General features: G+C 70.8%; 21 protein-coding genes. 4 read left to right on the top strand and 17 right to left on the bottom strand.

The window, feature by feature from the left end; genetic code table 11:
- Positions 1-229: 229 nt before the first annotated feature.
- From ACGFW5_RS16845 to ACGFW5_RS16820, 6 genes are all read right to left on the bottom strand, one after another.
- Positions 230-1,072, bottom strand: a complete 843-nt coding sequence (locus tag ACGFW5_RS16845; RefSeq protein ID WP_393834980.1) for a shikimate dehydrogenase — start codon at positions 1,070-1,072, stop codon at positions 230-232.
- Positions 1,053-2,837: an endolytic transglycosylase MltG gene (gene mltG, locus ACGFW5_RS16840; protein ID WP_393834979.1), complete on the bottom strand. Its 1,785-nt coding sequence runs from the start codon at positions 2,835-2,837 to the stop codon at positions 1,053-1,055. Before mltG ends, ACGFW5_RS16845 begins: the two co-directional genes overlap by 20 nt.
- A 101-nt stretch (positions 2,838-2,938) precedes the next feature.
- Positions 2,939-3,403 (bottom strand): Holliday junction resolvase RuvX, encoded by a 465-nt coding sequence (gene ruvX / locus ACGFW5_RS16835; RefSeq protein ID WP_393834978.1) that lies wholly within the window; start codon positions 3,401-3,403, stop codon positions 2,939-2,941.
- A gap of 94 nt (positions 3,404-3,497) precedes the next feature.
- The gene (alaS, locus tag ACGFW5_RS16830; protein ID WP_393834977.1) at positions 3,498-6,167 is read right to left on the bottom strand and encodes an alanine--tRNA ligase; all 2,670 of its coding nucleotides are present in this window, start codon (positions 6,165-6,167) and stop codon (positions 3,498-3,500) included.
- Positions 6,167-6,508, bottom strand: a complete 342-nt coding sequence (locus ACGFW5_RS16825; RefSeq protein WP_393834976.1) for a DUF6167 family protein — start codon at positions 6,506-6,508, stop codon at positions 6,167-6,169. The genes alaS and ACGFW5_RS16825 overlap by 1 nt, the downstream gene beginning before the upstream one ends.
- Before the next feature lie 7 nt (positions 6,509-6,515).
- Positions 6,516-6,956, bottom strand: a complete 441-nt coding sequence (locus ACGFW5_RS16820; RefSeq protein WP_393834975.1) for a DUF948 domain-containing protein — start codon at positions 6,954-6,956, stop codon at positions 6,516-6,518.
- Between the two features lie 174 nt (positions 6,957-7,130).
- Here ACGFW5_RS16820 and ACGFW5_RS16815 point away from each other — a divergent pair, with 174 nt between their 5' ends.
- Positions 7,131-9,296, top strand: coding sequence for an ATP-binding protein (locus tag ACGFW5_RS16815; RefSeq protein ID WP_393834974.1), 2,166 nt, complete (start codon positions 7,131-7,133; stop codon positions 9,294-9,296).
- Between the two features lie 21 nt (positions 9,297-9,317).
- On the opposite strand, the gene rpsD is transcribed toward ACGFW5_RS16815, so the two are convergent.
- Entirely contained in the window at positions 9,318-9,932 is a 615-nt protein-coding gene (rpsD, locus tag ACGFW5_RS16810; protein WP_393835080.1) for a 30S ribosomal protein S4, read from the bottom strand.
- Positions 9,933-10,166: 234 nt separating this feature from the next.
- Between rpsD and ACGFW5_RS16805 the strand changes: the two genes are divergently transcribed.
- The gene (locus ACGFW5_RS16805) at positions 10,167-10,871 is read left to right on the top strand and encodes a DUF2470 domain-containing protein (RefSeq protein WP_393834973.1); all 705 of its coding nucleotides are present in this window, start codon (positions 10,167-10,169) and stop codon (positions 10,869-10,871) included.
- A 168-nt stretch (positions 10,872-11,039) separates the two neighbouring features.
- Here the strand turns inward: ACGFW5_RS16805 and ACGFW5_RS16800 are convergent, their stop codons facing one another.
- From ACGFW5_RS16800 to ACGFW5_RS16785, 4 genes are all read right to left on the bottom strand, one after another.
- Positions 11,040-12,395, bottom strand: a complete 1,356-nt coding sequence (locus ACGFW5_RS16800; RefSeq protein WP_393834972.1) for a replication-associated recombination protein A — start codon at positions 12,393-12,395, stop codon at positions 11,040-11,042.
- Positions 12,396-12,451: 56 nt separating this feature from the next.
- Entirely contained in the window at positions 12,452-13,090 is a 639-nt protein-coding gene (locus ACGFW5_RS16795; protein WP_393834971.1) for a vitamin K epoxide reductase family protein, read from the bottom strand.
- Positions 13,091-13,416: 326 nt separating this feature from the next.
- Positions 13,417-14,679 (bottom strand): histidine--tRNA ligase, encoded by a 1,263-nt coding sequence (gene hisS, locus ACGFW5_RS16790; protein ID WP_393834970.1) that lies wholly within the window; start codon positions 14,677-14,679, stop codon positions 13,417-13,419.
- A 14-nt stretch (positions 14,680-14,693) separates the two neighbouring features.
- The gene (locus ACGFW5_RS16785) at positions 14,694-15,404 is read right to left on the bottom strand and encodes an MBL fold metallo-hydrolase (protein ID WP_393834969.1); all 711 of its coding nucleotides are present in this window, start codon (positions 15,402-15,404) and stop codon (positions 14,694-14,696) included.
- Positions 15,405-15,566: 162 nt separating this feature from the next.
- Between ACGFW5_RS16785 and ACGFW5_RS16780 the strand changes: the two genes are divergently transcribed.
- Together ACGFW5_RS16780 and ACGFW5_RS16775 are read left to right on the top strand one after the other, a co-directional pair.
- Complete coding sequence (locus ACGFW5_RS16780) at positions 15,567-16,349, top strand: peptidylprolyl isomerase (RefSeq protein ID WP_393834968.1); 783 nt, start codon at positions 15,567-15,569, stop codon at positions 16,347-16,349.
- A gap of 207 nt (positions 16,350-16,556) precedes the next feature.
- Positions 16,557-17,786, top strand: a complete 1,230-nt coding sequence (locus ACGFW5_RS16775; RefSeq protein WP_393834967.1) for a DUF349 domain-containing protein — start codon at positions 16,557-16,559, stop codon at positions 17,784-17,786.
- A gap of 675 nt (positions 17,787-18,461) precedes the next feature.
- Here ACGFW5_RS16775 and ACGFW5_RS16770 read toward each other — a convergent pair.
- The 6 genes from ACGFW5_RS16770 to ruvB form a co-directional block, all read right to left on the bottom strand.
- Positions 18,462-21,020, bottom strand: coding sequence for a RelA/SpoT family protein (locus tag ACGFW5_RS16770; RefSeq protein ID WP_393834966.1), 2,559 nt, complete (start codon positions 21,018-21,020; stop codon positions 18,462-18,464).
- A 193-nt stretch (positions 21,021-21,213) separates the two neighbouring features.
- Entirely contained in the window at positions 21,214-21,765 is a 552-nt protein-coding gene (locus ACGFW5_RS16765) for an adenine phosphoribosyltransferase (protein WP_393834965.1), read from the bottom strand.
- Positions 21,762-22,865 carry a protein translocase subunit SecF gene (gene secF, locus ACGFW5_RS16760; RefSeq protein WP_393834964.1) on the bottom strand — a complete coding sequence of 368 codons (1,104 nt, stop codon included), beginning with the start codon at positions 22,863-22,865 and terminating at the stop codon, positions 21,762-21,764. The genes ACGFW5_RS16765 and secF overlap by 4 nt, the downstream gene beginning before the upstream one ends.
- A 1-nt stretch (position 22,866) precedes the next feature.
- A complete protein-coding gene (gene secD / locus ACGFW5_RS16755; protein ID WP_393834963.1) occupies positions 22,867-24,639 on the bottom strand; it encodes a protein translocase subunit SecD in 1,773 nt (590 codons plus the stop codon).
- Between the two features lie 144 nt (positions 24,640-24,783).
- Positions 24,784-25,272 carry a preprotein translocase subunit YajC gene (gene yajC, locus ACGFW5_RS16750; protein ID WP_393834962.1) on the bottom strand — a complete coding sequence of 163 codons (489 nt, stop codon included), beginning with the start codon at positions 25,270-25,272 and terminating at the stop codon, positions 24,784-24,786.
- Between the two features lie 165 nt (positions 25,273-25,437).
- Positions 25,438-26,538, bottom strand: a complete 1,101-nt coding sequence (gene ruvB / locus ACGFW5_RS16745; protein WP_393834961.1) for a Holliday junction branch migration DNA helicase RuvB — start codon at positions 26,536-26,538, stop codon at positions 25,438-25,440.
- Between the last annotated feature and the right edge of the window lie 24 nt (positions 26,539-26,562).

The following is a 26,562-nucleotide window of genomic DNA, read 5'->3' as shown; positions in this document are numbered from 1 at the left end:
GTACAGGGCGCAGACGACGGCGACGCCGTCCGGGTTGCCGCGGCCAGCGGCCTCGGTGGCGACATCGGTGGCGACCCTGCGGTCGTCACAGTGGACGGGTCGGACCGTCCCCAGGGCGGTGTGCCAGTCCAGCGCAGGACCGCGCGCCGTGTCCTTGTGTCCAGCCCACCGGCCGGGCGGCACGTCCTCGGGGAGCGGGCGCAGCCCCGCGCCTCTGGTCCGGTGGCGCTCAGCGGCCTGCCAGCGCCGCTTCGCCCGCCTTGCGCATGGCCTCCAGCGGAGCGCTGACGCACCCCGTCATCTGCTCCACCTGGAGCACCGCCTGGTGCACGAGGAGGTCGAGCCCGCCGACGACCGCTCCCGCGCGCCCCGACCAGGCGGCCGCCAGCGCGGTGGGCCAGGGCTCGTACAGCACGTCGAAGAGGGTGCCGGGCCGCTCGGGGACGGCCGGGGCGAGGGCGTCGGTGGTGCCGGCCGGGGTCGTCGCGACGACGAGCGGCGCGTCGAAGGCTTCGGCCGCGCGCGACCAGTCGACGGTGCGGACATCGACCTCCAGCCGCTCGCCCCAGCCGCGCATCTCCGCGGCCCGCGCCTCGCTGCGTACGTACGCGGTGACCGGGCCGGTGCAGATCCGGGCGAGGGCGGCGAGCGCGGAGGACGCGGTGGCGCCCGCGCCGAGGACGGCCGCGGACTCGACGCGGGTCACCCCGCGCTCCCCCAGGGCCGCGATCATGCCCGGGATGTCGGTGTTGTCGCCGAGGCGGCGGCCGTCGTCCGTGAAGACGACGGTGTTGACCGCCTCGACCGAGGCCGCGGTGGCGCTGACCGCGTCGAGCAGCGGAATGATCGCGCGCTTCAGCGGCATCGTGAGCGAGAGCCCCGCCCACGAGGCGTCGAGCCCCGCGACGAAGCCGGGGAGCCCGGCCTCGTCCACCTCGAAGCGGTCGTAGGACCAGTGGCCGAGGCCGAGTTCGGCGTACGCCGCCCGGTGCAGGACCGGGGAGAGGGAGTGCGCGATGGGCGACCCGAGCACGGCCGCCCGTCGCGCCCCCTCACTGGCCGGACTGGGCATTGAACTCGTCCTTCAGCTTGTTGAACTCGGCCAGGGTCTTGGCGAATTCGGTCTTGTGCTGGCCGTCGGTGGCGACGAAGTACATCCAGCCGTCGTTCGTCGGATCCAGCGCCGCCGCCATCGCCTCGCTGCCGGGGTTGCCGATCGGTCCGGGCGTCAGGCCCCGCCACTTGTAGGTGTTGTACGGGTCCGGGTTGCTGTTGATCTCGGACAGACCGATCTTGATGTTGCTCTGGTTCGTGAGGTAGTTGTACGCCGAGTCGAACTGGAGCTTCTGGTTGGTCTGGATGTTGTCCGGCTTGAGGCGGTTGTAGACGACCTCGGACATCTTGCGGAAGTCGTCGGGCGTCTTGCCCTCGGCCTGTACGAGGCTCGCCACGGTGAGAAGCTGCCAGGGCCCGTCCAGCTTGAGCTTCTTGGCCTCGGCGGCCAGGTCCTGCTTGCCGTACTCGGTGGCGGCCCGGTTGACCATCTTCTTCAGTACGTCCTCGGGCTTCATGCCCTTGGCGACCGGGTAGCTCGCCGGGTAGAGGAATCCTTCCAGCGGATCCTTCACGTTCTTGTGGCCCTTGGCCCAGTCGGGCAGACCCATGCTGTCGGCATCCTTGGCGGCGACGCCCTTGGTCGTGCCCGCGGAGAGGCCGAGCCTTGTGTCGATCTGCTGGTAGACCCAGGCGTTGCGTTTGCCTTCGGGAATGATCAGGGAGTTGCGGCTGCTCGGGTCGAGCATCAGCTTCACCGCGCTGACCGCCGACATGCCCTTCTTCAGCGTGTAGGCGCCGGCCTGGATCGTCTTGCCCTTGGGGTCGTCGTTCTGCGCCTGGACGAACGCGTCGATGCTCTTGACGACACCGGCCTGCTTGAGCAGCTGACCGATCTCGGAACCGCCCGCGCCGGAGGGAACCTCGACCGTGACGGTCTCGCTGGTGCCCTCGCCCGCGTAGTCGGGGGCCGCGCCGAACTTCTTCTGGTAGAACTCGTAGCCCACATAGCCGACGCCGCCTGCGCCGACCGCGAAGATCACCGCGAGGACCAGGCAGGCGCGCCCGCTCTTGCCCTTCTTCTTCGTCTTGCCCCGACGGTCGCGGCCACCGCCGCCCCCGGCCCTGCGGGACTCGCGCGGCTCGCCGTCCTCGCGTTCGCTTTCGTCAACGCCAGTGAAGAACGGGTGGTCTTCTTCGGGCGCTTCGGCGTTCCACTCGTGGCCCTGCTCGGGCACCACGGGCGCCTGGCGCCGGCCGGGTGGCTGCGGCGGCGGATACGCCTCGGCCGTGCCGTAGGGATCGTGGCCCTCGTCGGCGTAGCCGTTGTGGTACGGGTCGGGCTGCTGGCCGGCGTACGGCATGGCGGCCTGCTCGCCGGTGCTGGTGTCCCAGCCACCGCTGAACTGCTGGGGCTGCTGGGGCTGCGCCGCGTACTGGTCCGGGTACTGCTGCTGCGGGTACCCCTGCTGTAGCTGTTCGGCGTACGCCTGCTGGTACTGCTGCTGCTCGGCGTAGTGCTGCTGGGGCCCTGACTCGGCGTACTGCCGCTGCTCGGCGTACTGCTGCTGGGACCCGGACTCGGCGTACTGCTGCTGTGCGTACGGGTCCTGCGGCTGCTGCGGGTAGTACTGCTCCTGAGGTTGCTGCTGGTGCTGCTCGCCCTGGCCGGCGTACTGAGCCTGACCGGACGCAGCCTGCTGCGCTCCCCACCCCTGGTCCCCGTAGAGGGGATCCTCCGGGTGCCACGGTTCGGAGCCTGCGCCCCGGCCATACTCAGTCATCGGTCCCCTAGAGCCGCGAGGCATCCGGACGGTCCGCCTCTTTTGCTGTGCGGGGACTGTTCGAATGCCTCCGCATCGGCCGGAACGTTACCGTATCGCGATCAGATAACCACTTCGACGCCTTCGCCCGGCTTCGTGTCTGACACCCGTTCGGCCTCAAGGGCGTTCTGGAGGATGATCACCGCCGCGGCCTGGTCGATGACCGATCTGCCCTTCTTCGACTTCACGCCCGAGGCCCGCAGACCCTGGGTCGCCGTCACCGTCGTCATCCGTTCATCGACGAGCCGGACCCCGATCGGGGCGATGCCGCGCGCCAACTCCTGGGCGAAGCGCCGGACTTTGGCCGCCGCCGGGCCTTCGCCCCCGTTGAGGGAGCGGGGCAGCCCGACGACCACCTCGATCGGTTCGTACTCCTCGACCAGCTGCCGCAACCGCCGGTGGGCGGCCGGGACATCACGTCCCGGCACGGTCTCCACCGGCGTGGCGAGCACCCCGTCGGGGTCGCACGAGGCGACCCCGATCCGGGCGTCTCCGACATCGATCGCCAGTCGGCGTCCTCGGCGCATCAGGCACCCGCCCGGTCGTTCGCCTCGTGGACCGCGCGGCGCGCAGGTGCGGGCAGCGTCGTCATCCGCGGCCCGGCGGCCGCGCGGTGGTCGCTCACGAGGTCTGGGCCACCTGGCGCTCGACGGCGTCGATGGCGTCGCCGATCGCGTCCGGGTTCTGGCCGCCGCCCTGCGCGACGTCCGGCTTGCCGCCACCGCCGCCGCCGAGGGTCTTGGCCGCGGTGCGGACCAGCTCGCCGGCCTTGAGGCCGCGCTCACGGGCGGCCTCGTTGGTGGCGATGACGGTGACCGGGCGGCCGTTGGCCGTGGTGAACAGCGCGACGACGGCCGGGCGGTCGCCGGGGATGCGGCCGCGCACGTCGAGGACCAGCTTGCGCAGGTCGTCGGCGGAGGTGCCGTCCGGCACCTGGCCGGTGACGAGCGCGGTGCCGTGGATGTCCTTGGCGGATTCGACGAGACCGGCGGCGGCCTGGAGCACCTTCTCCGCGCGGAACTTCTCGATCTCCTTCTCGGCGTCCTTCAGCTTGCCGAGCATGGTGGAGATCTTCTCCGGCAGCTCCTCGGAACGGCCCTTGACCAGCTCCTGGAGCTGGGCGACGACCGTGTGCTCACGCGCCAGGAAGTTGTATGCGTCGACGCCGACCAAGGCCTCGATGCGACGCACGCCCGAGCCGATGGACGACTCGCCGAGCAGCTTCACCAGACCCAGCTGGGCGGTGTTGTGCACGTGCGTGCCGCCGCACAGCTCCTTGGAGAAGTCGCCGATGGTGACGACGCGGACCCGCTCGCCGTACTTCTCGCCGAACTCGGCGATGGCGCCCTGCTTCTTGGCCTCGTCGATCGACATGACCTCGGCCTGTACGTCGAGCTCGCGGGCCAGCACCTCGTTGATCTTCTGCTCGACGTCGGTGAGCACCGTGCCGGGAACGGCGGCGGGCGAACCGAAGTCGAAGCGGAAGCGGCCGGGCGAGTTCTCGGAGCCGGCCTGGGCGGCCGTCGGGCCGAGCGCGTCGCGCAGCGCCTGGTGGGTGAGGTGGGTGGCGGAGTGGGCGCGGGCGATGGCGCGGCGGCGCTTGGTGTCGATGGCGGCGTACGCGGACGCGCCGACCGTCACCTCGCCGACCTGCACGACCCCCTTGTGCACATGCACGCCGGGGACCGGCTTCTGTACGTCCCGGATCTCGATGACCGCGCCGCTGTCGAGCTTGATGCGGCCCTGGTCGGCGAGCTGGCCGCCGCCCTCGGCGTAGAACGGGCTGCGGTCGAGGACGACCTCGACCTCGTCGCCCTCGGTCGCGGCGGGCGAGGGCACACCGTCGACGAGCAGGCCGACGATGGTCGACTCGTTCTCGGTGGAGGTGTAGCCGGTGAAGTCGGTGGCGCCGGAGGCGTCGGCCACCTCGCGGTAGGCGGACAGGTCGGCGTGGCCGGTCTTCTTGGCGCGGGCGTCGGCCTTGGCCTGGTCGCGCTGCTGCTTCATCAGGCGGCGGAAGCCGTCCTCGTCCACGGACAGGCCCTGCTCGGCGGCCATCTCCAGGGTGAGGTCGATCGGGAAGCCCCAGGTGTCGTGGAGCAGGAACGCCTTGTCCCCGGCGAGGACCGTGCCACCGGTGGACTTGGTCTCGGTGATGGCGGTGTCCAGGATGTTGGTGCCGCCGCGCAGCGCCTTGAGGAAGGCGGCCTCCTCGGCGAGGGCGACAGTCTCGATGCGCTTGCGGTCGGTGACGAGCTCCGGGTACTGCCGGCCCATCGTCTCGATCACGACGTCGATCAGGTCCTGGACGACCGGACCGGTGGCGCCCATGAGGCGCATGTTGCGGATGGCGCGGCGCATGATGCGGCGCAGCACATAGCCGCGGCCCTCGTTGCCCGGGGTCACCCCGTCACCGATGAGCATCACGGACGTACGGATGTGGTCGGCGACCACACGCATCGAGACGTCGGACGTGTGCTGCTCGCCGTAGCGCACACCGGTCAGCTCGGTGGCCTTGTCCATGACGACGCGCAGGGTGTCGGTCTCGTACATGTTCTGCACGCCCTGCAGGATCATCGCGAGGCGTTCGAGACCCAGGCCGGTGTCGATGTTCTTGGAGGGCAGGTCCCCGAGGATCGGGAAGTCCTCCTTGTTCTCGCCGGCGCCGCGCTCGTACTGCATGAAGACCAGGTTCCAGATCTCCACGTACCGCTCGTCGTTGACGGCGGGGCCGCCCTCGACGCCGAACTCGGGGCCGCGGTCGTAGTTGATCTCGGAGCAGGGTCCGCACGGTCCGGGCACGCCCATGGACCAGAAGTTGTCCTTCTTGCCCAGGCGCTGGATGCGCTCCTTCGGCACGCCGACGACCTCGTGCCAGATGCGCTCGGCCTCGTCGTCGTCGAGGTAGACCGTGATCCACAGCTTCTCGGGCTCAAGGCCGTAGCCACCGTCCGCCACGGAGCTGGTCAGCAGCTCCCAGGCGTATGTGATGGCGCCTTCCTTGAAGTAGTCCCCGAAGGAGAAGTTGCCGCACATCTGGAAGAACGTGCCGTGCCGGGTGGTCTTGCCGACCTCTTCGATGTCGGGCGTGCGCACGCACTTCTGCACGCTGGTGGCGCGCGGGGCGGGCGGCTTGGTCTCGCCCAGGAAGTAGGGCTTGAAGGGGACCATGCCCGCGTTGACGAGCAGCAGAGTCGGGTCGTCCGCGATGAGCGACGCCGAAGGGACGACGGTGTGCCCGCGCTCCTCGAAGAAGCTCAGCCAGCGGCGGCGAATCTCGGCCGACTCCATCAGTGGTCCTCATTCCGGTTGTACGAATGCTTGGGGTACTGCTGCTTGGTGTACCGCTCGTGTGCGGTCTCGATCGCGGCCAGGCGGCGCTGCGCGGGAAGCTCGCGCACCTCGCTCTCGCCGATGCCCAGGACGTCGTTGAGTTCGGCCTCGCGCTGCGCCATGCCGGACTTGATGTCGAGGGCGAAGTCCTTGAGCCGGTGGCCGGCCTCGACCGCCTTGTCGGCGGTGCGCGCGGCCAGGCTCTCCGGGGTCAGCTGTTTCAGCTTCCGGTTGACCTTGGTGGTGGCCCAGACTCCGGCGGCAGCGCCCGCGCTGAACCAGAACGTACGGCGGAACATCGCGGCGTCAGCCCTTTCGCTTCGACCGGCGCGCGGACGGCACGGTCCGCCCGACGATCACGGTTCGGCGGCTCTCCCGAGCGGGTGCCTCGGCGGGTGCGGCGCCCTTGCGTCCGATCGCGCGGCGCACTCCGTATCCGAACGCGGCCACCTTCACCAGGGGGCCGCCGAAGGTGGAGGCGACGGTGGTGGAGAGCGCGGACGCGTTGGAGGTGACCTCCTGGACGTCGGAGGCGATGGCGTCGACCCGGGCCAGCTGCGTCTGCGCCGAGCGCACCGCGACGGAGGCGTCCGCGAGCAGGGGGACCGCCTGGTCGGTCACGTCCGCGACCAGCTTGGTCGTCGCCTTCAGCGTCTGGGCCAGCCTCACGAGAACGACCGCGAGGAAGGACACCAGGATCGCCCAGAAGACGGCCACCAGGATCCCGGCCACCTCACCACCGGACACTTGCACCGCTCCCCGCACCCGTCGGAACTCGAACCCTCGGAAACTTCGAAAAATACAGCCCTGTGAGCCTATCGCGCCGAGGATCGCTTCCCGTACCGCGTTCCGGCCCGCCACAAGCGGAGTTGAGCAGACCGATTGTACGCAGTGCATACCCTTGAGTACGCTGCGTGTTCCATGCGCCCCCATCTGCCCGCAGAATTGAACCGTTTCGTCGGGCGAGACCGAGAACTGGCCCGGCTCGGCCGTCTGCTCAGCGATGCGCGCCTGGTCACCGTGACCGGCGTCGGCGGAGTCGGCAAGACCCGCGTCGCGCTGCGGGCCGCCGCCGTCCTGGCCGAGCAGGAACGGTACTGCGACGGGGTCCGGCTGGTCGAGCTGTCCTGCCTGAACGATCCCGGTCTGCTCGACCACGCTCTCGTCGAGGCGCTTGGCCTGACCGACCACACGGCCAGGGCGCCGCGCCGACTGCTCCTCGACCATCTCGCGGAGCGCGAACTCCTGCTGGTGCTCGACGGGTTCGAGCAGTTGGTGGACGCCTGTGCCGATCTGGTGCGGGAGCTTCTGCGGGGCTGCCCCGGCCTTCGGGTGCTCGCCGTGGGGCGGCTGCCGCTGAGGATCGACGGCGAGCGGGTGTTCCTGCTGACGCCGATGTGCGAGCAGGACGCCGTGCTGCTGTTCGCCGAGCGCGCGGGGGTCACCCGGGCCGGCGAGCGGCCGATCGAGGGGCACGAGGAGGCGGCCGCCGAGCTGTGCGGCCGCCTCGACGGGATCCCGCTGGCCATCGAGCTGGCGGCGGGCCGGCTCGGCACGCTCTCGGTGGAGCAGTTGCTGCGCCGGCTCGACGACCGGTTCCGGCTGCTCACCGGCGGCGGGCGGGGCGCGCTTCCCCGTCATCAGACGCTGCGGACGACGATCGGCTGGAGCCACGAGCTGTGCACGGGGGCGCAGCGGCTTCTGTGGGCGCGGCTTTCGGTGTTCGCCGGGGCCTTCGATCTGGAGGCCGTCGAATACATCTGTGTGGGGCCCGATCTGCCGCAGGAGGACGTGCTCGACATCCTCGGCCAACTGCTCGACCAGTCACTGGTGGTGCGCGAGGACGGCGTGGGCGGCGTCCGTTACCGGCTGCTCGACACGGTCCGTGAGTACGGGGCCGAGTGGCTGGCGCAGACGGGGGACGCGGAGCGGCTTCGTCGACGTCACCGCGACTGGTACCTGGGGCTCGCCACCTGGTGCGAGCTGGACTGGTTCAGCCCCCGCCAGGCCGAGGTGGCGACGCGTGTGGAGTGCGAACTGCCCAATCTGCGGGCCGCGATGGAGTTCTCGCTGGCCTCTCCCGAGGACGCGCACCTGGCTCACTATCTGGCGGGCACGCTCTGGTTCTGCTGGGTCGGCTGCGGGCGCCTCGCGGAGGGGCGGCACTGGCTCACCCAGGTCCTGGACGTCGCGAGCGAGCACGACAGTTCACGCCTGAAGGCGCTGTGGGTCCTTGGCTATGTGGCGGTGCTCCAGGGCGACGCGGTGGCGGCGATCGCCGCGCTCCAGGAGTGCCGCGAGGAGGCGGAGCTGCGCGGTGACGCGGTGGCGGCGGCGTACGCCGTGCACCGCACCGGGTGTCTGGCCCTGGTCACCGACGACATGCCGCGCGCCGAGGAACTGCTGGGTGCGGCGCTCGTCGGGTACGAGGAGGTGGGCGAGCTCAACAGCAATGTCCTGATGGGCCAGGTCGAGATGGCGATGGCGGTGGGCTTTCGCGGCCGCCTCGACGAGGCCGTCTCGATGTGCGAGCGGGTCGTGGAGGTGTGCGAGGACCACGGCGAGCGCTGGACGCGTGCTTATGCGCTGTACGTCCTCGCATACGCGGCCTGGTACGGCGGCGATGGTGATCGCGCGCGCCGGCTGCTGCGGGAAACCCTCGCCGTCCATCACGCCTTCCACGATCTGGTCGGCACGGTGCTCACCCTGGAGATGCTGGCACTGGTCGAGGTGGACGCCGGGGACCCGGTGGGGGCGGCCGAGCTCCAGGGAGCGGCCGAGCGGATCTGGCCCTCGGTCGGGCTGCCGCTGTTCGGCTCGGCGTACTTCTACGCCGCGCACGTGCTGTGCGAGGAGCGGGCGCGGGAGCGGCTGGGCGACAGCGCGTACGAGGAGCACCGGCGCAGGGGCGCCGGGACCGACACGGACGTGGCGGTGGCGCGGGCACTGGGGGACGGCCAGGAGGCCGACGGTGCACGGGAGTTGCCGCCCGCGCGCGGGACACAGCCGCCCGAGGACCCCGCACACGCACAAACCCGCCGCCTCCCGCTCCGTGCGGAGCGGGGGGACGGCGGGCTGAAGCGCTGAGGCTCCGGTGGTACGCCTGGATCAGCGGGCGTAGTACTCGACGACGAGCTGCTCGTCGCAGATGACCGGGATTTCCTTGCGGTTGGGGTCGCGGTCCAGGCGGAAGGCCAGGGCCTTCAGGTTCACCTGGAGGTAGCGCGGGGTCTCGCCCTCGCCGGCGTAGCCACCCTCGCGGGCGACCTGGAAGGGGACCTTCTCGCGGCTGCGCTCGCGCACCATCACGACGTCGTCGGGACGGACACGGAACGACGGCTTGTCGACCTTGCCACCGTTGACCTCGATGTGGCCGTGGACGACCATCTGGCGGGCCTGGTAGATGGTGCGGGCGATGCCCGAACGCAGGACCAGGGCGTCGAGGCGACGCTCGAGCTCGACGACCAGCGCCTCGCCCGTCTTGCCTTCGGCCTTCTTGGCGCGGTCGTAGGCACGCGCCATCTGGCGCTCGCTGATGTCGTACTGGGCGCGCAGACGCTGCTTCTCCAGCAGACGGACCTTGTAGTCCGAGTTCTGCTTGCGGCCACGGCCGTGCTCGCCCGGCGGGTAGGGGCGGGCCTCGAAGTACTTGACAGCCTTCGGCGTCAGCGCGATGCCGAGCGCACGAGACTTCTTGACCTTGGGACGCGACTGGTTAGGCACGTTCTCCAAACCTCCATGGTTGGGTTAGGTTAGGCTCACCTTACTCAAGGAGATCGCATGTCACGTCCGGGGAACACCAGTCACATCACGGACAGCACGAAGAAGGCCGGCCAGACGCCGCTTTCGCGGGAGGCCGACTCCACCGGCCCCCAGTCGAAGCACGGGGCCGGGCACGTGACGGAGGTCCGATCAGATCGTGGTCAGCCGCGTCCCAGCGGACTTGAAATCGCACGGATGCCGTCAGCAGCCGAACGCACACGAACTCTCGTACAGAGTACCTGCTCGGCGGTGCTCCTCGTACCGGGCCTCTCGACAGCCCGTCCGGGCCCGCTCTCGGCAGCCCGTCCGGGCCCCCTCACGGCCGACGTCCGCAGCGTCGGTCCCGACGGCGACATCTTCCTGGTCTTCCCCGCCGATGCACCCGCGGTACGGGCCGCGACGCACGCGCAGGACGACGAGGTCCCGGCGGTCCTTGAGCTCACGGACGTGGCTCCGGTGTCCGTCCCCCACCGCATCCGGGGCCGCGCCTGGGTCTCGGGATGGCTGACCCCGGTGCCCGGGCAGGCGGGCCCCGGCCGCATGATGCTGCGCCTCGAAGTGGGCGGCGCCCAGGTGGACGACCTGTGGGGCGCGGACGTGGTGGACGCCGAGGAGTTCGCCGCGGCCGAGCCCGACCCGCTGGTGCGGCACGAGACCGAGCTGCTTCAGCACCTCGCCCTGGCCCACGGCGAGCAGGTGGGTCTGCTGTGCGGGCTCATGGAGCGCGAGGGCGCGACGCGGGCCACACCCCTGGCGTTGGACCGGCTCGGACTGCGGGTGCGTTTCGGCCGGAGGGACGGCCACACCTTCGACGCGCGCTTCGACTTCCCCGAGCCCGTGACCGACGTCACGGCCCTGCGCCGTGCGCTGCACCGGCTCTTCGCGGCCGCGGCGGCCTGAGGGGGGCGCGGCGCGGTCACAGTCACAGGGGCGCGGGGAACTGCGCGGCCAGCCGTCCACAACCCGCACCCGGAGCACCGAGCCTCCCGGCGCCCGCCGCACCCCGCCGGGCAGCGCACACCCCGCCCCCGCCAGGCAGGGCGCGCACCCCGCACCACGTCGAGGGAGTCAGTCCTCACCCCGCCGAAGCCGCTCCCGCACCTTCTCCACCACGTCCGCGTACCGCGCCTCCGCTCCGTAGCGCGTCGGCTCGTAGTACCGCCGGTCGGCCACCGCGTCCGGGGCGTACTGCTGGGGGGCGATCGCGCCCGGCACGTCGTGCGGGTAGACGTATCCCTTGGCGTGCCCCAGCTTGGCCGCGCCCTTGTAGTGGCCGTCCCGCAGATGGGGCGGGACAGGGCCCGCCATGCCCTTGCGGACGTCCTCCATCGCGGCGGCGATCGCCATCGTCGCGGAGTTGGACTTCGGGGCGAGCGCCAGCGCGATCGTGGCGTGGCTCAGGGTCAGGGCGGCTTCGGGGAAGCCGATGAGCGCCACCGCCTGCGCCGCCGCGACCGCCGTCGGCAGCGCCGTCGGATCGGCCAGGCCGATGTCCTCGCTCGCGGAGATGATCAGGCGGCGCGCGATGAAGCGGGGGTCCTCGCCCGCCTCGATCATCCGGGCCAGATAGTGCAGCGCCGCGTCGACGTCGGAGCCGCGGATGGACTTGATCAGCGCGCTCGCCACGTCGTAGTGCTGGTCGCCGCCCTTGTCGTACGCGACGGCCGCCCGGTCGACGGTCTCCTCGACCGTCTGGAGCGTGATCTCCTGCTCCGACTTGGCAAGGGCCGAACCGGCCGCCGCCTCCAGGGCGGTCAGCGCGCGGCGTGCGTCGCCGCCCGCGATGCGCAGCAGATGCGCCTCGGCGTCCGACGGCAGGGTGACCGCGGAGCCCAGCCCCCGCTCCTCGACAAGCGCCCGCCGGATCAGGGCCCGCAGGTCGTCCTCGGTGAGCGGTTCCAGCGTGAGCAGCAGGGAGCGGGAGAGCAGGGGCGAGATCACCGAGAAGTACGGATTCTCCGTCGTCGCCGCGATGAGCGTGACCCAGCGGTTCTCGACCGCCGGGAGCAGGGAGTCCTGCTGGGCCTTGGAGAAGCGGTGGATCTCGTCGAGGAAGAGGACGGTCTCCTTGCCGAAGCCGCCGATGGCGCGGCGCGCGCCATCGATGACCGCGCGGACCTCCTTGACCCCGGCGGTGATCGCCGACAGCTCGACGAACCGCTTGTTGGTGGCCTTGGACACCACGTAGGCGAGCGTCGTCTTGCCGGTGCCCGGCGGGCCCCACAGGATCACCGAGGACGGCCCGGCCGGACCGCCGGCCCCCTCCCCCACCAGCCGCCGCAGCGGCGAGCCCTGCTTCAGGAGGTGCTGCTGGCCGACCACCTCGTCCAGGACGCGCGGACGCATCCGTACGGCCAGGGGGCTGCCCGCCGGGTCTTTCTCCTGGCGGTCCTCTGCGGCTGCGGTAAAGAGGTCGGGTTCCACGCCAACGACTCTATGTCACGCCACTGACAACGCCGCCTGACCTGCGAGAACGCCGGTCAGCTGGTCCAGAAGTCCCACCAGCGGGTCAGGATCAGCATGCCGATGATGCCGACGTGCAGCACCGGAAGCACCCAGGTGAACTCGGACAGGAAGTTCTTCATCCAGCGCGGCGCGGGCAGCAGGCCCTTGCGGAGGTTGAACGACGTGACGTACCAGAACATCAGGATCGTGGCGACCCACGCCAGGCAGCACCACAGGCACAGCGAGTTGATCCGGTACAGCGACTCGAACTGGAGCCAGCTGACGAAGCAGACACCGAAGAGCGTGCCCGCGTTGAAGGTGAGCCAGTACCAGCGGCGGAACCGACCGCCCGCCAGGATGCTCATGCCGACGCAGATGACGATGCCGTAGGCGACCAGGCCCAGCATGGGGTTGGGGAAGCCGAAGACCGCCGCCTGGTGGCTCTTCATGATGTTGCCGCAGGAGACGACCGGGTTGAGGCTGCACCCCGGTACGAAGTTCGGGTTCTCCAGGAGCTTGAACTTGTCGAGCGTGATGACCCAGGCCGCCAGCACACCGGCGGCGCCGGTGATCACGAGCAGCCAGGCGAAGGCCCGGCTGCCGCCGATCGCCCCCTCGCTGCTCACCTCCCGGTGGCCGGAGTCGGAGGAGACGTCGTCAAGTGTTGTCGTCATAGCGCCGGTCCGTCATCCCGTCATCGTTGTCCTGTGCTGCCGCCGCCTCATTCTGCCGCACGGGGTGCGGTGTCCACCGTTCGATGGACATAAGGAGGTCCGCGCGAGGGTCCCGGGGGCCGCGGACTCGGCGGGACGCTCTGCGCATGACAGCACTGGCAGTTGATGTACGCGGGCTTCGCAGGCAGCACGGCGAGGTCACCGCGGTCGACGGACTGGACCTCGGCATCCGGCACGGAGAGGTCTTCGGCATCCGCGGCCCCATCGGGGCGGGCACGCCCACCCGAGGGAGCGGGCGCTTCGACCCCGCCCCCGCCCCCCGGCCGTCAGGCCAGGCGCTCGCGGACCGCGGCCACGATCTCGTCCAGCGGGACCGGGGTCTGGTCGCCGGACTCCATGTCCTTCAGCTGGACCACGCCCTCCGCGAGGTCGCGCTCGCCGGCGACCAGGGTGAAGCGGGCGCCGCTGCGGTTGGCGTTCTTCATCGCGCCCTTCAGGCCCTTGCCGCCGAAGCTGAAGTCGGCCGAGATGCCCGCCCGGCGCAGCTGCGTCACCGTGGCGAAGAGCACGCGCCGCGCCTCCTCGCCCAGCGGGACCGCGAACACGCTGGTGGTGGCGGGGAGTTCGAGGGTCACGCCCTCGGCCTCAAGGGCCAGGACCGTACGGTCCACGCCGAGCGCCCAGCCCACCGACGGCAGCGCGGGGCCACCGATCATCTCGGAGAGACCGTCGTAGCGGCCGCCGCCGCCGACCGCGGACTGCGAGCCCAGACCGTCGTGGACGAACTCGAAGGTCGTGCGCGTGTAGTAGTCAAGGCCGCGCACCAGCTTCTCGTCGTCCTCGAAGGCGACGCCCGCCGCCGTGATCAGCGCGCGCACCTCCTCGTGGTACGCCTTGCACGCGTCGCACAGGTAGTCGCGCAGCACCGGCGCGCCGACGAGCTGCTTCTGCACGTCGGGGCGCTTGTCGTCGAGGACCCGCAGCGGGTTGATCTCGGCCCGGCGGATCGTGTCCGCGTCGAGGTCGAGGCCGCCGAGGAAGGACTGAAGGGCCTCCCGGTAGACGGGGCGGCACTCCTTGTCGCCTAGCGAGTTGAGCAGGATGCGGAAGTCGCGCAGGCCCAGCGAGCGGTACGCCTGGTCCGCCAGGATGATCATCTCGGCGTCGAGCGCCGGGTCCTCCGCGCCGATCGCCTCGGCGCCGACCTGCGAGAAGTGCCGGTAGCGGCCCTTCTGCGGGCGCTCGTAGCGGTAGTACGAGCCCGAGTACCAGAGCTTGACGGGGAGGTTGCCCGCCTTGTGCAGGTTGGCCTCGAGGGCCGCGCGCAGCACGGAGGCCGTGCCCTCGGGGCGCAGTGCGAGACGGTCGCCGCCCTTGGTCTCGAAGGCGTACATCTCCTTCGTGACGATGTCGGTGGACTCGCCGACACCGCGCGCGAACAGCTCGACGTTCTCGAAGCCGGGGGTCTCGATGTAGCCGTAGCCGGAGTTCTTCAGCGGCGCCGCGATCGCCTCGCGCACCGCGAGGAAGGTCGCCGAGTCGGGCGGGAGCAGGTCGTAGGTGCCCTTGGGGGCCTGGAAGGTACTCATGGGAAGACTTCTCGTCACATTCCTCGTCGGGGAGAGGCGATGCCCTCTCCCTGGCCGGCGGCCACCTGCCGCAGATACGGGTTGGTGGCGCGCTCCTGGCCGATGGTCGTCTGGGAGCCGTGGCCCGACAGCACCACGGTCGAGTCGTCGAGCGGCAGGCACACGCGGCCCAGCGACTCAAGGAGCTCGGCGTGGCTGCCGCCGGGCAGGTCGGTGCGTCCGACGGAGCCGGCGAAGAGCAGGTCGCCCGAGAACAGGATCGGAGGAATGTCCTCCGCCTCGGGCATCCCGAACGTCACCGACCCCTTGGTATGGCCGGGCGCGTGCGACACGGTGAGCTCCATGCCCGCGAGCGCCAGCCTGGCGCCGTCGGTGAGCTCCTTGACGTCGTCCGGCTCCCCCACCGTGAGGTCGCCCATGAGCTGGGCGCCGAAGGCACGGCCGAGCGCCTTCTCCGGGTCGCTCATCATGTAGCGGTCGTCCGGATGGATCCAGGCGGGCACGTCGTGGGCTCCGCAGACCGGGACGACCGACGCGCAGTGGTCGATGTGGCCGTGGGTGAGGACGACGGCGACGGGCTTGAGGCGATGCTTCTTCAGCGTTTCCTCGACGCCCCGGGCGGCCTGGTGGCCGGGGTCGATGATCACGCATTCCTCGCCTGCGGCGGGGGCGACCAGGTAGCAGTTGGTCCCCCAGGCCCCGGCGGGGAACCCGGCAATCAGCACGATCGTCCTCGATTTCTTGCGCGGCGGGTGATGCGACGGGTGATTCGGCTGCTCAGAGCCTACCGGCGCTGCTCCCGTCACAGCGAACCCATATACGGTACGGGCACAGTCAGCTCGTACGTACGTACCCGCACCTCACGAGACCGCACAAGGAGACGACCGGTGGTCAGCAGCGAACAGCGTCGGCGCCAGCTCGCGCGCGAGAAGTTCGAGCGGCAGCAGCAGCGCCGGGTGGCAGCCCGGCGCAAGGCCCGGCTGCGCAACAGCGTCATCGCGGCCGCCCTCGCGGTGGTCGTCGCGGCCGGCGGCGCGGCCTACGCGACGGGCGTGTTCTCCGGCGACGGCAAGAAGAAGACGGACGCCGCCGCGCCCTCGAACAAACCCTCCCCCTCGGCCAGTGCCGCCGCGGAGCCGAAGATGACCGTCGACGCCAAGGCCAAGTACGACATGGCGCTCAAGACGAACGCCGGCGACATCACGTTCGCGATGGACGCGGCGAAGACCCCGCACACGGTGAACTCGTTCAAGTACCTCGCCGACAAGGGCTTCTTCGACAACACCAAGTGCCACCGGCTGACCACGGAGGGCATCTTCGTGCTCCAGTGCGGCGACCCGCAGGGCACCGGCTCGGGCGGTCCCGGCTACACCATCCCCGACGAGAACCTGACCGGTCTCGGCAAGGCGGGCGCGGACGGCACGGTGACCTACCCGGCGGGCACCGTCGCGATGGCCAATACCGGCCAGGCGCACACCGGCGGCAGCCAGTTCTTCCTGGTCTACAAGGACAGCAAACTGCCGCCCACCTACACGCCGTTCGGCACGATCGACGCCGCAGGCCTCAAGGCCGTGCAGGACGTCGCCAAGGAGGGCGTCGAGGGTGGCGCGGGCGACGGGGCACCCAAGAAGGCCGTCACCGTGCAGAAGGCCACCGTCACCAAGGAGTGACGGGCCCCGGGGCGCCCGGCACCGAGCGTGAACCGCTGAATTCGGCCGCGCTGAGTGCGGACAGCCGGGCGGCCCGTCGCCTAGATTGGCGTTGTGCAGCGCGGGCTCGTACCGCGCCGTGGAGGGCGGGCGAGGCCCGCCGGGAAACTGTGGACGATGCCCCGGGGGGAGCAACCCCCCGCGCAGGCATCATGTGGAGGAGGCGCTGTGAGCAGCGACCCGTGGGGCCGCGTCGACGAGACGGGCACCGTGTATGTGCGTACAGCCGAGGGCGAAGTGGTCGTCGGATCGTGGCAGGCGGGCTCTCCAGAGGAGGCCCTGGCCTACTTCGAGCGCAAGTACGAGGGCCTGGTTGTCGAGATCGGCCTCCTCGAACGACGGGTGCGGACCACCGACCTGTCGGCGAAGGACGCGCAGACCGCCATCGACCACCTGCGCTCGCAGGTGGACGAGCATCACGCGGTCGGTGACCTCGACGCGTTGCGGGGGCGCCTCGACAAGCTCGTAGCGACCGTCGAGTCGCGCCGCGAGGAGCGCAAGGTCCAGAAGGCCAAGCAGACCGACGAGGCCAAGCACGCCAAGGAGGCGCTGGTCGCCGAGGCGGAGGAGCTGGCGCAGAGCGAGCAGTGGCGCTCGGCGGGCGAGCGGCTTCGTGCGCTGGTGGACACGTGGAAGGGGCTGCCGCGCCTGGACCGCAAGTCCGACGACGAGCTGTGGCACCGCTTCTCGCACGCCCGCTCGGCGTTCTCCAAGCGCCGCAAGGCGCACTTCGCGTCCCTGGACGCGCAGCGCGAGGACGCCCGCAAGGTCAAGGAGAAGCTGGTCGTCGAGGCCGAGGCGCTGTCGGGCTCCACGGACTGGGCCCCCACGGCCGCCCGCTACCGCGATCTGATGGCGGAGTGGAAGGCCGCGGGCCGCGCGCAGCGTGAGGCCGAGGACGAGCTGTGGAACCGGTTCCGCGGCGCTCAGGACGTCTTCTTCGCGGCGCGCAGCGACGTGTTCGCGGAGCGTGACGCCGAGCAGAGCGAGAACCTGAAGCTCAAGGAGGAGCTGGCCGTCGAGGCGGAGAAGATCCTCCCGGTGACCGACCTGAAGGCGGCCCGCGCCGCGTTCCGCTCGGTCAACGAGCGCTGGGAGGCCGTCGGCCACGTACCGCGGGACGCGCGTCCCAAGGTCGAGGGCCGGATGCACGCGGTGGAGCGGGCGATCCAGGAGGCCGAGGAGGCCGAGTGGCGTCGTACGAACCCGGAGGCGCGGGCGCGTGCGGCGGGCCTCACGGGTCAGCTCCAGGATGCCGTCGACAAGCTGCACAAGCAGATCGATGCGGCACGGTCGGCCGGCAACGACACCAAGGCGGACAAGCTGGCGCGCGAGCTGGAGGGCCGCCAGGCCCTCCTCGACCAGGCCCTCAAGGGCCTGGAGGAGTTCGGCGGCTGACCCTGGCCCGCCCCAGGAGGAGGCCCCGGCACCTTTTGGTCCCGGGGCCTCCCCATGCCCCCGCCGACGACACCTGAGGCTGCCCGCACTGGGTACGTCCACCCCGCCAGGGGCGCGGGGAACTGCGCGAGCAGCGTCCACGGTCCGCAGAGGTAGTCGGGGTTGCTGGGGCTCCGCCCCAGACCCCGTTCGGGCCTGAACGGCCCTCGTCCTCAAACGCCGGACGGGCTGAGGATGCCACGACTGGGCGCCCTGCCAGGGGCGCGGGGAACTGCGCGAGACGCGTCCACGGTCCGCAGACGCAAGCGGGGTTGCTGGGGCTCCGCCCCAGACCCCGTTCGGGCCTGAACGGCCCTCGTCCTCAAACGCCGGACGGGCTGAAGATGCCCACACGGGCCCGCACCGAGTAGCCAAGGGGCGCGGGGAACTGCGCGAGCGGCCCCGTGCGGCCCGCAGGCGACGCCTGAGGTCGCACACCCCGCCAGGGGGCGCGGGCCGGCCCGCAAGCCGCTAGGGGGTGTCTGGTGGATCAGGGTCGGTCAGGGTGCGACGCCTGGTGCGGTGCATCGCAAGGCGCCGGAACGTCGTGATAGCGGAGCTATCGGGGCGTTTCGGCAACGCCGCGAGGTGCCGTGCCAGGCGCCGCACCCCCGGCCATGATCCACCAGACACCCCCTAGGGCCGGCGCGCCGACGTCACCCGGTACACGTCGTACACGCCCTCGACCCCCCGCACCGCCTTGAGCACGTGCCCGAGGTGCTTGGGGTCGCCCATCTCGAAGGTGAAGCGCGAGGTGGCCACACGGTCGCGGGAGGTCTGCACGGCCGCCGACAGGATGTTGACGTGCTGGTCGGACAGGACGCGGGTGACGTCGGACAGCAGGCGCGAGCGGTCCAGGGCCTCGACCTGGATGGCGACCAGGAAGACCGAGGACTGGGTGGGCGCCCACTCCACTTCGAGGATCCGCTCGGGCTGCTGGGACAGCGAGTCCACGTTGACGCAGTCCGCGCGGTGCACCGAGACGCCGCTGCCGCGGGTGACGAAGCCGATGATGGGGTCGCCGGGCACGGGCGTACAGCAGCGCGCCAGCTTGACCCACACGTCGTCGACGCCCTTGACGACCACGCCCGGGTCGGCGTTCTTGCGGCGCTTGCTGCGGCCGCGCGAGGGCGGCGCCGACTCGGCGATGTCCTCGTTGGCGGCCTCCTCGCCGCCGAGCGCCTGCACCAGCTTCTGCACGACGCCCTGGGCCGCGACATGCCCCTCGCCGATCGCCGCGTACAGCGAGGAGATGTCGGGATAGCGCATCTCGTGGGCGAGGGTGACCAGCGAGTCGCCGGTCAGGATCCGCTGGATCGGCAGGTTCTGCTTGCGCATGGCGCGCGCGATGGCGTCCTTGCCCTGCTCGATCGCTTCCTCGCGGCGCTCCTTGGAGAACCAGGCGCGGATCTTGTTGCGGGCGCGCGGCGACTTGACGAAGCCCAGCCAGTCCCGCGAAGGCCCGGCGCCGGCCGCCTTGGAGGTGAAAACCTCCACCAAGTCGCCGTTGTCCAGGGTCGATTCGAGCGGCACGAGCCGGCCGTTGACCCGTGCGCCGATCGTGCGGTGACCGACCTCGGTGTGCACCGCGTACGAGAAGTCGACGGGGGTCGAACCCGCGGGGAGCGCGATGACGTCGCCCTTGGGCGTGAAGACGAAGACCTCGTTGCGCGACAGATCGAAGCGCAGCGACTCCAGGAACTCGCTCGGGTCCTCGGTCTCCTTCTGCCAGTCGAGCAGCTGGCGCAGCCACGCCATGTCGTTGAGATGGTCGTCCTTGCCGGCCTTGCGCGGCACGTCGGTACGCACCTTGGAGGCGGCGCCCGCGGACGGCTCCTGCTTGTACTTCCAGTGCGCGGCGATGCCGTACTCGGCCCGGCGGTGCATGTCGAAGGTGCGGATCTGGAGCTCGACGGGCTTGCCGTTGGGGCCGATCACCGTGGTGTGCAGCGACTGGTACATGTTGAACTTGGGCATCGCGATGTAGTCCTTGAACCGGCCGGGGACCGGATTCCATCGCGCGTGCACGGTGCCTAGCGCCGCGTAGCAGTCCCGCACCGTGTCGACCAGGACGCGGATGCCCACCAGGTCGTAGATCTCCGCGAAGTCACGGCCGCGGACGATCATCTTCTGGTAGACGCTGTAGTAGTGCTTGGGGCGGCCGGTGACGGTCGCCTTGATGCGGGCCGCGCGCAGGTCGGACTGGACCTCGTCGGTCACTATGGCGAGGTATTCGTCGCGCTTGGGCGCGCGCTCGGCGACCAGGCGCACGATCTCGTCGTACATCTTGGGGTAGAGGATCGCGAAGGAAAGGTCCTCCAGCTCCCACTTGATGGTGTTCATGCCCAGGCGGTGGGCGAGCGGCGCGTAGATCTCCAGGGTCTCGCGCGCCTTCTTCTCCTGCTTCTCGCGCTTGAGGTACCGCATGGTGCGCATGTTGTGCAGGCGGTCGGCGAGCTTGATCACCAGGACGCGCGGGTCCTTGGCCATCGCCACGACCATCTTGCGTACGGTCTCGGCCTGCGCCGCGTCGCCGAACTGCACCCGGTCGAGCTTGGTGACGCCGTCGACGAGCAGAGCGACCTGGTCGCCGAAGTCACGGCGCAGGGTGTCCAGGCCGTACTCGGTGTCCTCGACGGTGTCGTGCAGCAGGCCCGCCATGAGCGTGGCCGGGTCCATGCCCAGCTCGGCGAGGATCGTCGTCACCGCGAGGGGGTGCGTGATGTACGGGTCGCCGCTCTTGCGCTTCTGCCCGCGGTGCCAGCGCTCGGCGACCTGGTAGGCCTTCTCGACCTGGCGCAGCGTGGCGGTCTCGATCTTGGGGTCGTTGCCCCGCACTATCCGCAGCAGCGGTTCGAGCACCGGGTTGTACGCGGAGGAGCGCTGCACGCCCAGCCGGGCGAGGCGGGCACGGACCCGGTTGGAGGAACCGGCGGAGCGGGACACCGCGCCGGCCGGCACGACCGGCTTCGCGACCGGCACGGGAGCCAGGGCCTCGGCCGGGGGCCGGGCGCGCTCGGAGGAGGCGGGCTTCGGCTCGGCCGGGGGCTCGGAGGGCGTGGCCGGGGCCGCCGCGGGCTCGGAGGGCGTGGCCGGGGCCGCCGCGGGCTCGGAGGGCGTGGCCGGTGCCACCGCGGGCTCTTCGCCCTGGTGGTCGGGCTGCGCGGCGGAGAGTGGCTGGGCCTCGTCTGGCAAGAGCGCTCCTCTGGGGTCCCCCCGGACGGAGTCTGGGGGAGGGTCCGGGTCCCCCGGTCAGGCCCGGACGTACATGGTATCGAGCCACGGGCCCCGGCTCGCCCCGGGCCGGGTGCGACGGCTCTGCCTGGCGAAACACCGGAGGCGGGCACCGGATTCCTCCGGGCCCGCCTCCGGCGGTGCGCTACGGCTCTCAGACGGTGATCAGGGCGTCCAGCGGGGCGCCCCGCAGGACACCCTCCAGGCGCTCCCGGCCGCTGAGGAAGCCGAGCTCCATCAGGACCGCGACTCCGGCGACCTCGGCTCCGGCCCGGCGGATCAGTTCGACCGAGGCCTCGGCGGTGCCGCCGGTGGCGAGGACGTCGTCGATGACCAGGACACGGTCGCCCGCGCTGAGGTCTTCGGCGTGCACCTCGATCTCCGCGGTGCCGTACTCCAGCTCGTACGCCTGCTTGAGCGTGGCTCCGGGGAGCTTGCCCGCCTTGCGTACGGGGATGAACCCGATCCCGGCACGGACCGCGACGGGCGCCGCCAGGATGAAGCCGCGCGCCTCAAGACCGACGATCTTCGTCGCGCCGTGCCGGACGCACAGCGCGGCGAGCGCGTCGGTGAGGGCCGTGAACGCCACCGGGTCGGCGAGCAGCGGGGTGATGTCCTTGAACATCACGCCCGGCTTCGGATAGTCCGGCACGTCGCGGATGCGGCTGAGCAGCAGCCCCACGGTCTCGGTGGAGACGCTGGTCATCGGCGCTTCCCCCGGTTGTTGCGGCTCGGCTGACGGCGCTGGCCGACGACCGCGCCGGCCGTCTCGCCTTCGTCGTCCGCCTCGTCGAAGGGCGCCGTGTCCTGCGGCTCCTCCTCGGTCTCGCCCTTGGCGGCGGCCGCCGCGCGCTTGGCGAGCACCCGCTTCTTGAGGGCCTTCATCTCCGGCATGGTCTCCTTCAGGTCGGCGACCAGCGGAGTGGCGATGAAGATCGAGGAGTACGCGCCGGCCGCGAGGCCGACGAACAGCGAGAGCGAGATGTCGTTCAGCATGCCGGCGCCGAGGACACCGCCACCGATGAACAGCAGGCCCGCCACCGGGAGCAGCGCCACGACCGTGGTGTTGATGGAGCGGACCAGGGTGCCGTTGAGGCTCTTGTTCGCCATCTCGCTGTAGGTGAGCCGGGTCTGCTTGGTGATCCCCTTCTGGCCCTCCTTGAGACCGTCGAAGACGACGACGGTGTCGTAGAGGGAGTAACCGAGGATCGTGAGCAGACCGATCACGGTGCCCGGGGTGACCTCGAAGCCGACCAGGGCGTAGATGCCGACCGTGATCGTGAGGTCGTGGATCAGGGCGACCAGGGCCGCGAGCGCCATCCGCCACTCGAAGGCGATGGCCAGATAGATCACCACCAGGATCATGAAGACGATCAGGCCCGTCCAGGCCTTGTTGGCGATCGTCTCGCCCCAACTGGGGCCGACCAGGTCGGCGTTGATGTCGTTCGCCCGGAGCTTGAGGTCCTTGGCGAGCTCCGTCTTGATCTGGTCGGACTTGGCGGTGTCGATGCCGCCGATGGTGATGCGCAGCGTGTCGTTGCCGAGCTTCTGGACGATCGCCTCGTGACCGGAGGCGGCCTTGGCCGCGCTTTCGGCCTGCGAGGCGGACGCGGTGGTCTTCGGGGTGGTGAAGACCGCGCCTCCCTCGAACTCGATGCCCATCGTCAGACCCCGCACCGCAAGGCCGACGATGGCCGTGATGGTGATCAGGATCGAGATGCCGTACCAGATCTTCCGCTTGCCGACGAAGTCGTAACCGACCTCACCGCGGTACAGCCTGGCGCCGAGAGTGCCGAGCTTCGACATCTCACGCCTCCTTCGGGTTGTCGACGGGGGCGGAGGTGGTGCGCCGGGCACGACGCAGCGGGGGCTTGGCGCCGAGCCGCTTGGGGTCGAGACCGGACCAGGGGTGGCCGCTCGCGAAGAACTTCCGGCGGGCCAGGAGCGTCATCACCGGCTTGGTGAAGAGGAACACGACGACCACGTCGAGCAGGGTGGTCAGCCCGAGTGTGAAGGCGAAGCCCTGGACCTTGCCGACGGTCACGATGAACAGGACCGCGGCGGCGAGGAACGACACGAAGTCGGAGACCAGGATGGTGCGCCGGGCGCGCGGCCAGGCCCGCTCGACGGCGGGACGCAGGGTGCGGCCCTCACGGATCTCGTCACGGATGCGTTCGAAGTACACGATGAACGAGTCCGCGGTGATGCCGATGGCGACGATCGCGCCGCAGACCGCGGGCAGGTTCAGCGCGAAGCCGATGCCGGGGCCGAGCAGCGCCATGATCGTGTAGGTGAGGATCGCCGACACGACGAGGCTGAGGATGGCGATCAGTGCCAGGCCGCGGTAGTAGGCGACCAGGTAGATGATGACCAGCGCGAGACCGATGGCTCCGGCGATCAGACCGGCGTGCAGCTGGTCGGCGCCGAGGGCCGCGGTGACGGTCGTGACGCTCTGCTCCTGGAAGGTGAGCGGCAGCGCACCGTAGGAGAGCACGTTGGCGAGGTCCTGGGCCGACTTCTGGTTGAAGTTGCCGGAGATCTCGGCGGAGCCGCTGAGCGTGGAGCTCACGGTGGGGGCCGAGACGACCTGGTTGTCCAGGGCGATCGCGAAGCGGTTGTTCGGGTACTGCTGCTGGGAGAGCTTGCCGGTGATCGACGCGAACTTCTTCGAACCGCCGCCGGTGAAGTCCATCTGGACGATCCACTGGCCGTTCTGGTTGATCACGGCCTGCGACTTGGCGACGTCGGTGCCGGCGACCTCGGCCGGGCCGAGAACGTACTTCTCCTCGCCGGTCTGGGCGCACGCCACGGTCGGGTCGGTGGGCTTGGCGCCGGCGCCGGCCTTGGCGCGGGCCGCCGGAGTGGAGCAGTCGAGCGCGGCGAACTGGGCCTGGAGCTTGGCCGCGGCCGCCGAGTCGGCGGAGGAGGCCGACGGGTCCGGCGCGGGGCTGCTCGGCTTGCCGGCGCTTGGCGTGGGCGAACCGGAGGCCTTCAGGGCGTCGGAGACGGCACGGCCCTTGGTGGTGCTGCCGGCGCTCGGCGACGAGGAGGCCTTGGGCTTGCCCGAGGCGTTCGGCGGGCTGGAGGGCGTGCCCTTGCCGGATGCGCCGGGGGTGGGCTTGCCGCCGGTCGACCCGCTCGGCGAGGCGCTGGGAGCCGGCGCCGCGGTCGGCTGAGCGGTCAGGACCGGGCGGAAGTACAGCTTGGCGGTCTGGCCGACCTGCTGGCGGGCCTGCTCGGAGTCCGTACCCTTGGGGATGTTGACAATGATGTTGTCGTTGCCCTGGGTCTGGACCTCCGCCTCGGTGACACCAAGACCATTGACACGGCGGTTCATGATCCCAACCGCGGTTTCCATGTTGGCCTTGTTGATCGCCGACTCCTGGCCGGGCTCGGGCTTGGCCTTGAGCGTGATGCTCGTGCCGCCCGCGAGGTCGATGCCCAGCCTCGGAGTGGTGTGATGGGACCAGAACATCCCACCGGTGAGCGCGACCATGGCGATGAGGATGAAGGCCAGGGCACGGCCCGGCTTGCTCTGACCCCCCGCCGCCGGCCTTCGGCCCTTGTTCGGTGCTGCCACCTTGTCGTTTCTCCCTGTCCAACCGCCCGGCGCCGGGTGTGCGCGTGGGCGGCCACGAAGTGTTGTGGGGACGTCCCCCGTGGAAGTCGGCCCGCTCCGGGGGCCGCCGGCGCCGGTCGGGCGCCGTGCGGTCCCAGCGCGTGACTACTTCGCTTGCGCCCCGCCGTCGGCCTTGCCGTCCTTGCCGTCCTCGGGCGTGGCGGCGTCGGCGTCCTTCGCCTCGGCGGCCCCGTCCTTCTTGCCCAGGTCGATCTTCGCGTCCTCGGCGACCTCGGCGTCGGCCTCGGCTGCTTCGGTGTGCGCGGTCAGCGACGAGGCGTCGTCCGGCACCACCGGCAGCTCCTCGTCGGTGTCACCGTGCACGATGCGGTTGTACTCCGCGTCGGTCAGGACCGCGCCGATGGCGTTCTTCGCGTAGACGGCGTGGACGCCGGGTGCCACCTCAAGGAGGACCGTCTCGTCGCCGATCTCCTTGACGGTGGCGTACATGCCCCCGATGGTGCGGATGCCGGTGCCGGGCTGCATCTCTTCGCGCATGGCCGCGGCGGCCTGCTGCTTCTTCTTCTGCGACCGGGTCATCAGGAACATGGCCCCGATAAGCAAAACCAAGGGGAGGAGGGTAATAGGGCTCACGGGACGGAACTTCCTTCGCATGACCACACGGGGAGCGCGGCCTGATCTGGGGGGCGGGTACGCCGGCCTGGAAGGGCGGCATCGGCGGAGTCTAAGCGAGTCCGCACAGATGGAACAACGCCCAGCATCCCACCGGGGTTCCTCCGGGTACGACCCTCCGCGCCGTCACGCCCTGAAGAGCCCCTGTTGTCCGCTTCCCGCCGGGCCGGCGCCCTGGTGGGGCGGTACGAGACCTAGGTGGGCCCAGGCCGCCGGTGTGGCCACCCGGCCGCGCGGGGTGCGGGCGAGCAGGCCCTCGCGGACCAGGAAGGGCTCGGCCACCTCTTCCACCGTTTCGCGCTCCTCCCCCACCGCGACCGCCAGCGTCGACAGGCCCACGGGGCCGCCCCCGAACAGCTTCAGGAGGGCTTGCAGGACGGCCCGGTCCAGCCGGTCGAGGCCGCGGGCGTCGACCTCGTACACACCGAGTGCGACCGAGGCGATCTCAGGGGTGATGACACCGTCGGCCTTGACCTGGGCGTAGTCGCGGACGCGGCGCAGCAGCCGGTTGGCGATGCGCGGGGTGCCGCGGGAGCGGCCGGCGATCTCGGCGGCGCCGCCCGTGTCGATCTCCACGTCGAGCAGCCGGGCCGAGCGGTGGATGACCCGCTCCAGCTCGGCGGGCTCGTAGAACTCCATGTGCCCGGTGAAGCCGAAGCGGTCGCGCAGCGGGGGCGGCAGCAGGCCGGCCCTGGTCGTGGCGCCGACCAGCGTGAAGGGGGGCAGTTCGAGCGGGATGGCGGTGGCGCCGGGGCCCTTGCCCACGATGACGTCGACCCGGAAGTCCTCCATCGCCATGTAGAGCATTTCCTCGGCGGGCCGCGACATCCGGTGGATCTCGTCGAGGAAGAGGACCTCGCCCTCCTGGAGGGAGGACAGGATCGCGGCGAGGTCGCCCGCGTGCTGGATGGCGGGGCCGCTGGTGATCCGGATCGGGGCGCCCATCTCGGCCGCGATGATCATCGAGAGGGTGGTCTTGCCGAGGCCCGGGGCGCCCGAGAGCAGCACGTGGTCGGCGGTGGCGCCGCGGGCCCTCGCCGCCCGCAGGACCAGGTCGAGCTGTTCGCGGACCTTCTCCTGACCGACGAACTCCTCCAGGTCCTTGGGACGAAGGGCGGCCTCGACCGCGGTGTCCTCGCCGTCGGCGTCCGCCGCGACCAGGCGGTCGCCGGAGCCATCGGCGGTCGCCGACAGATCCGCCGTGTCGGAGCTGTCTTCCCAGTTCATGCCGTGTGCCTCGGATCGTGGTCG

Origin of the sequence: Streptomyces sp. NPDC048416 (assembly GCF_043200435.1) — a bacterium.
GTDB lineage: Bacteria > Actinomycetota > Actinomycetes > Streptomycetales > Streptomycetaceae > Streptomyces.
This window is presented reverse-complemented; position numbering and strand designations above follow the sequence as displayed.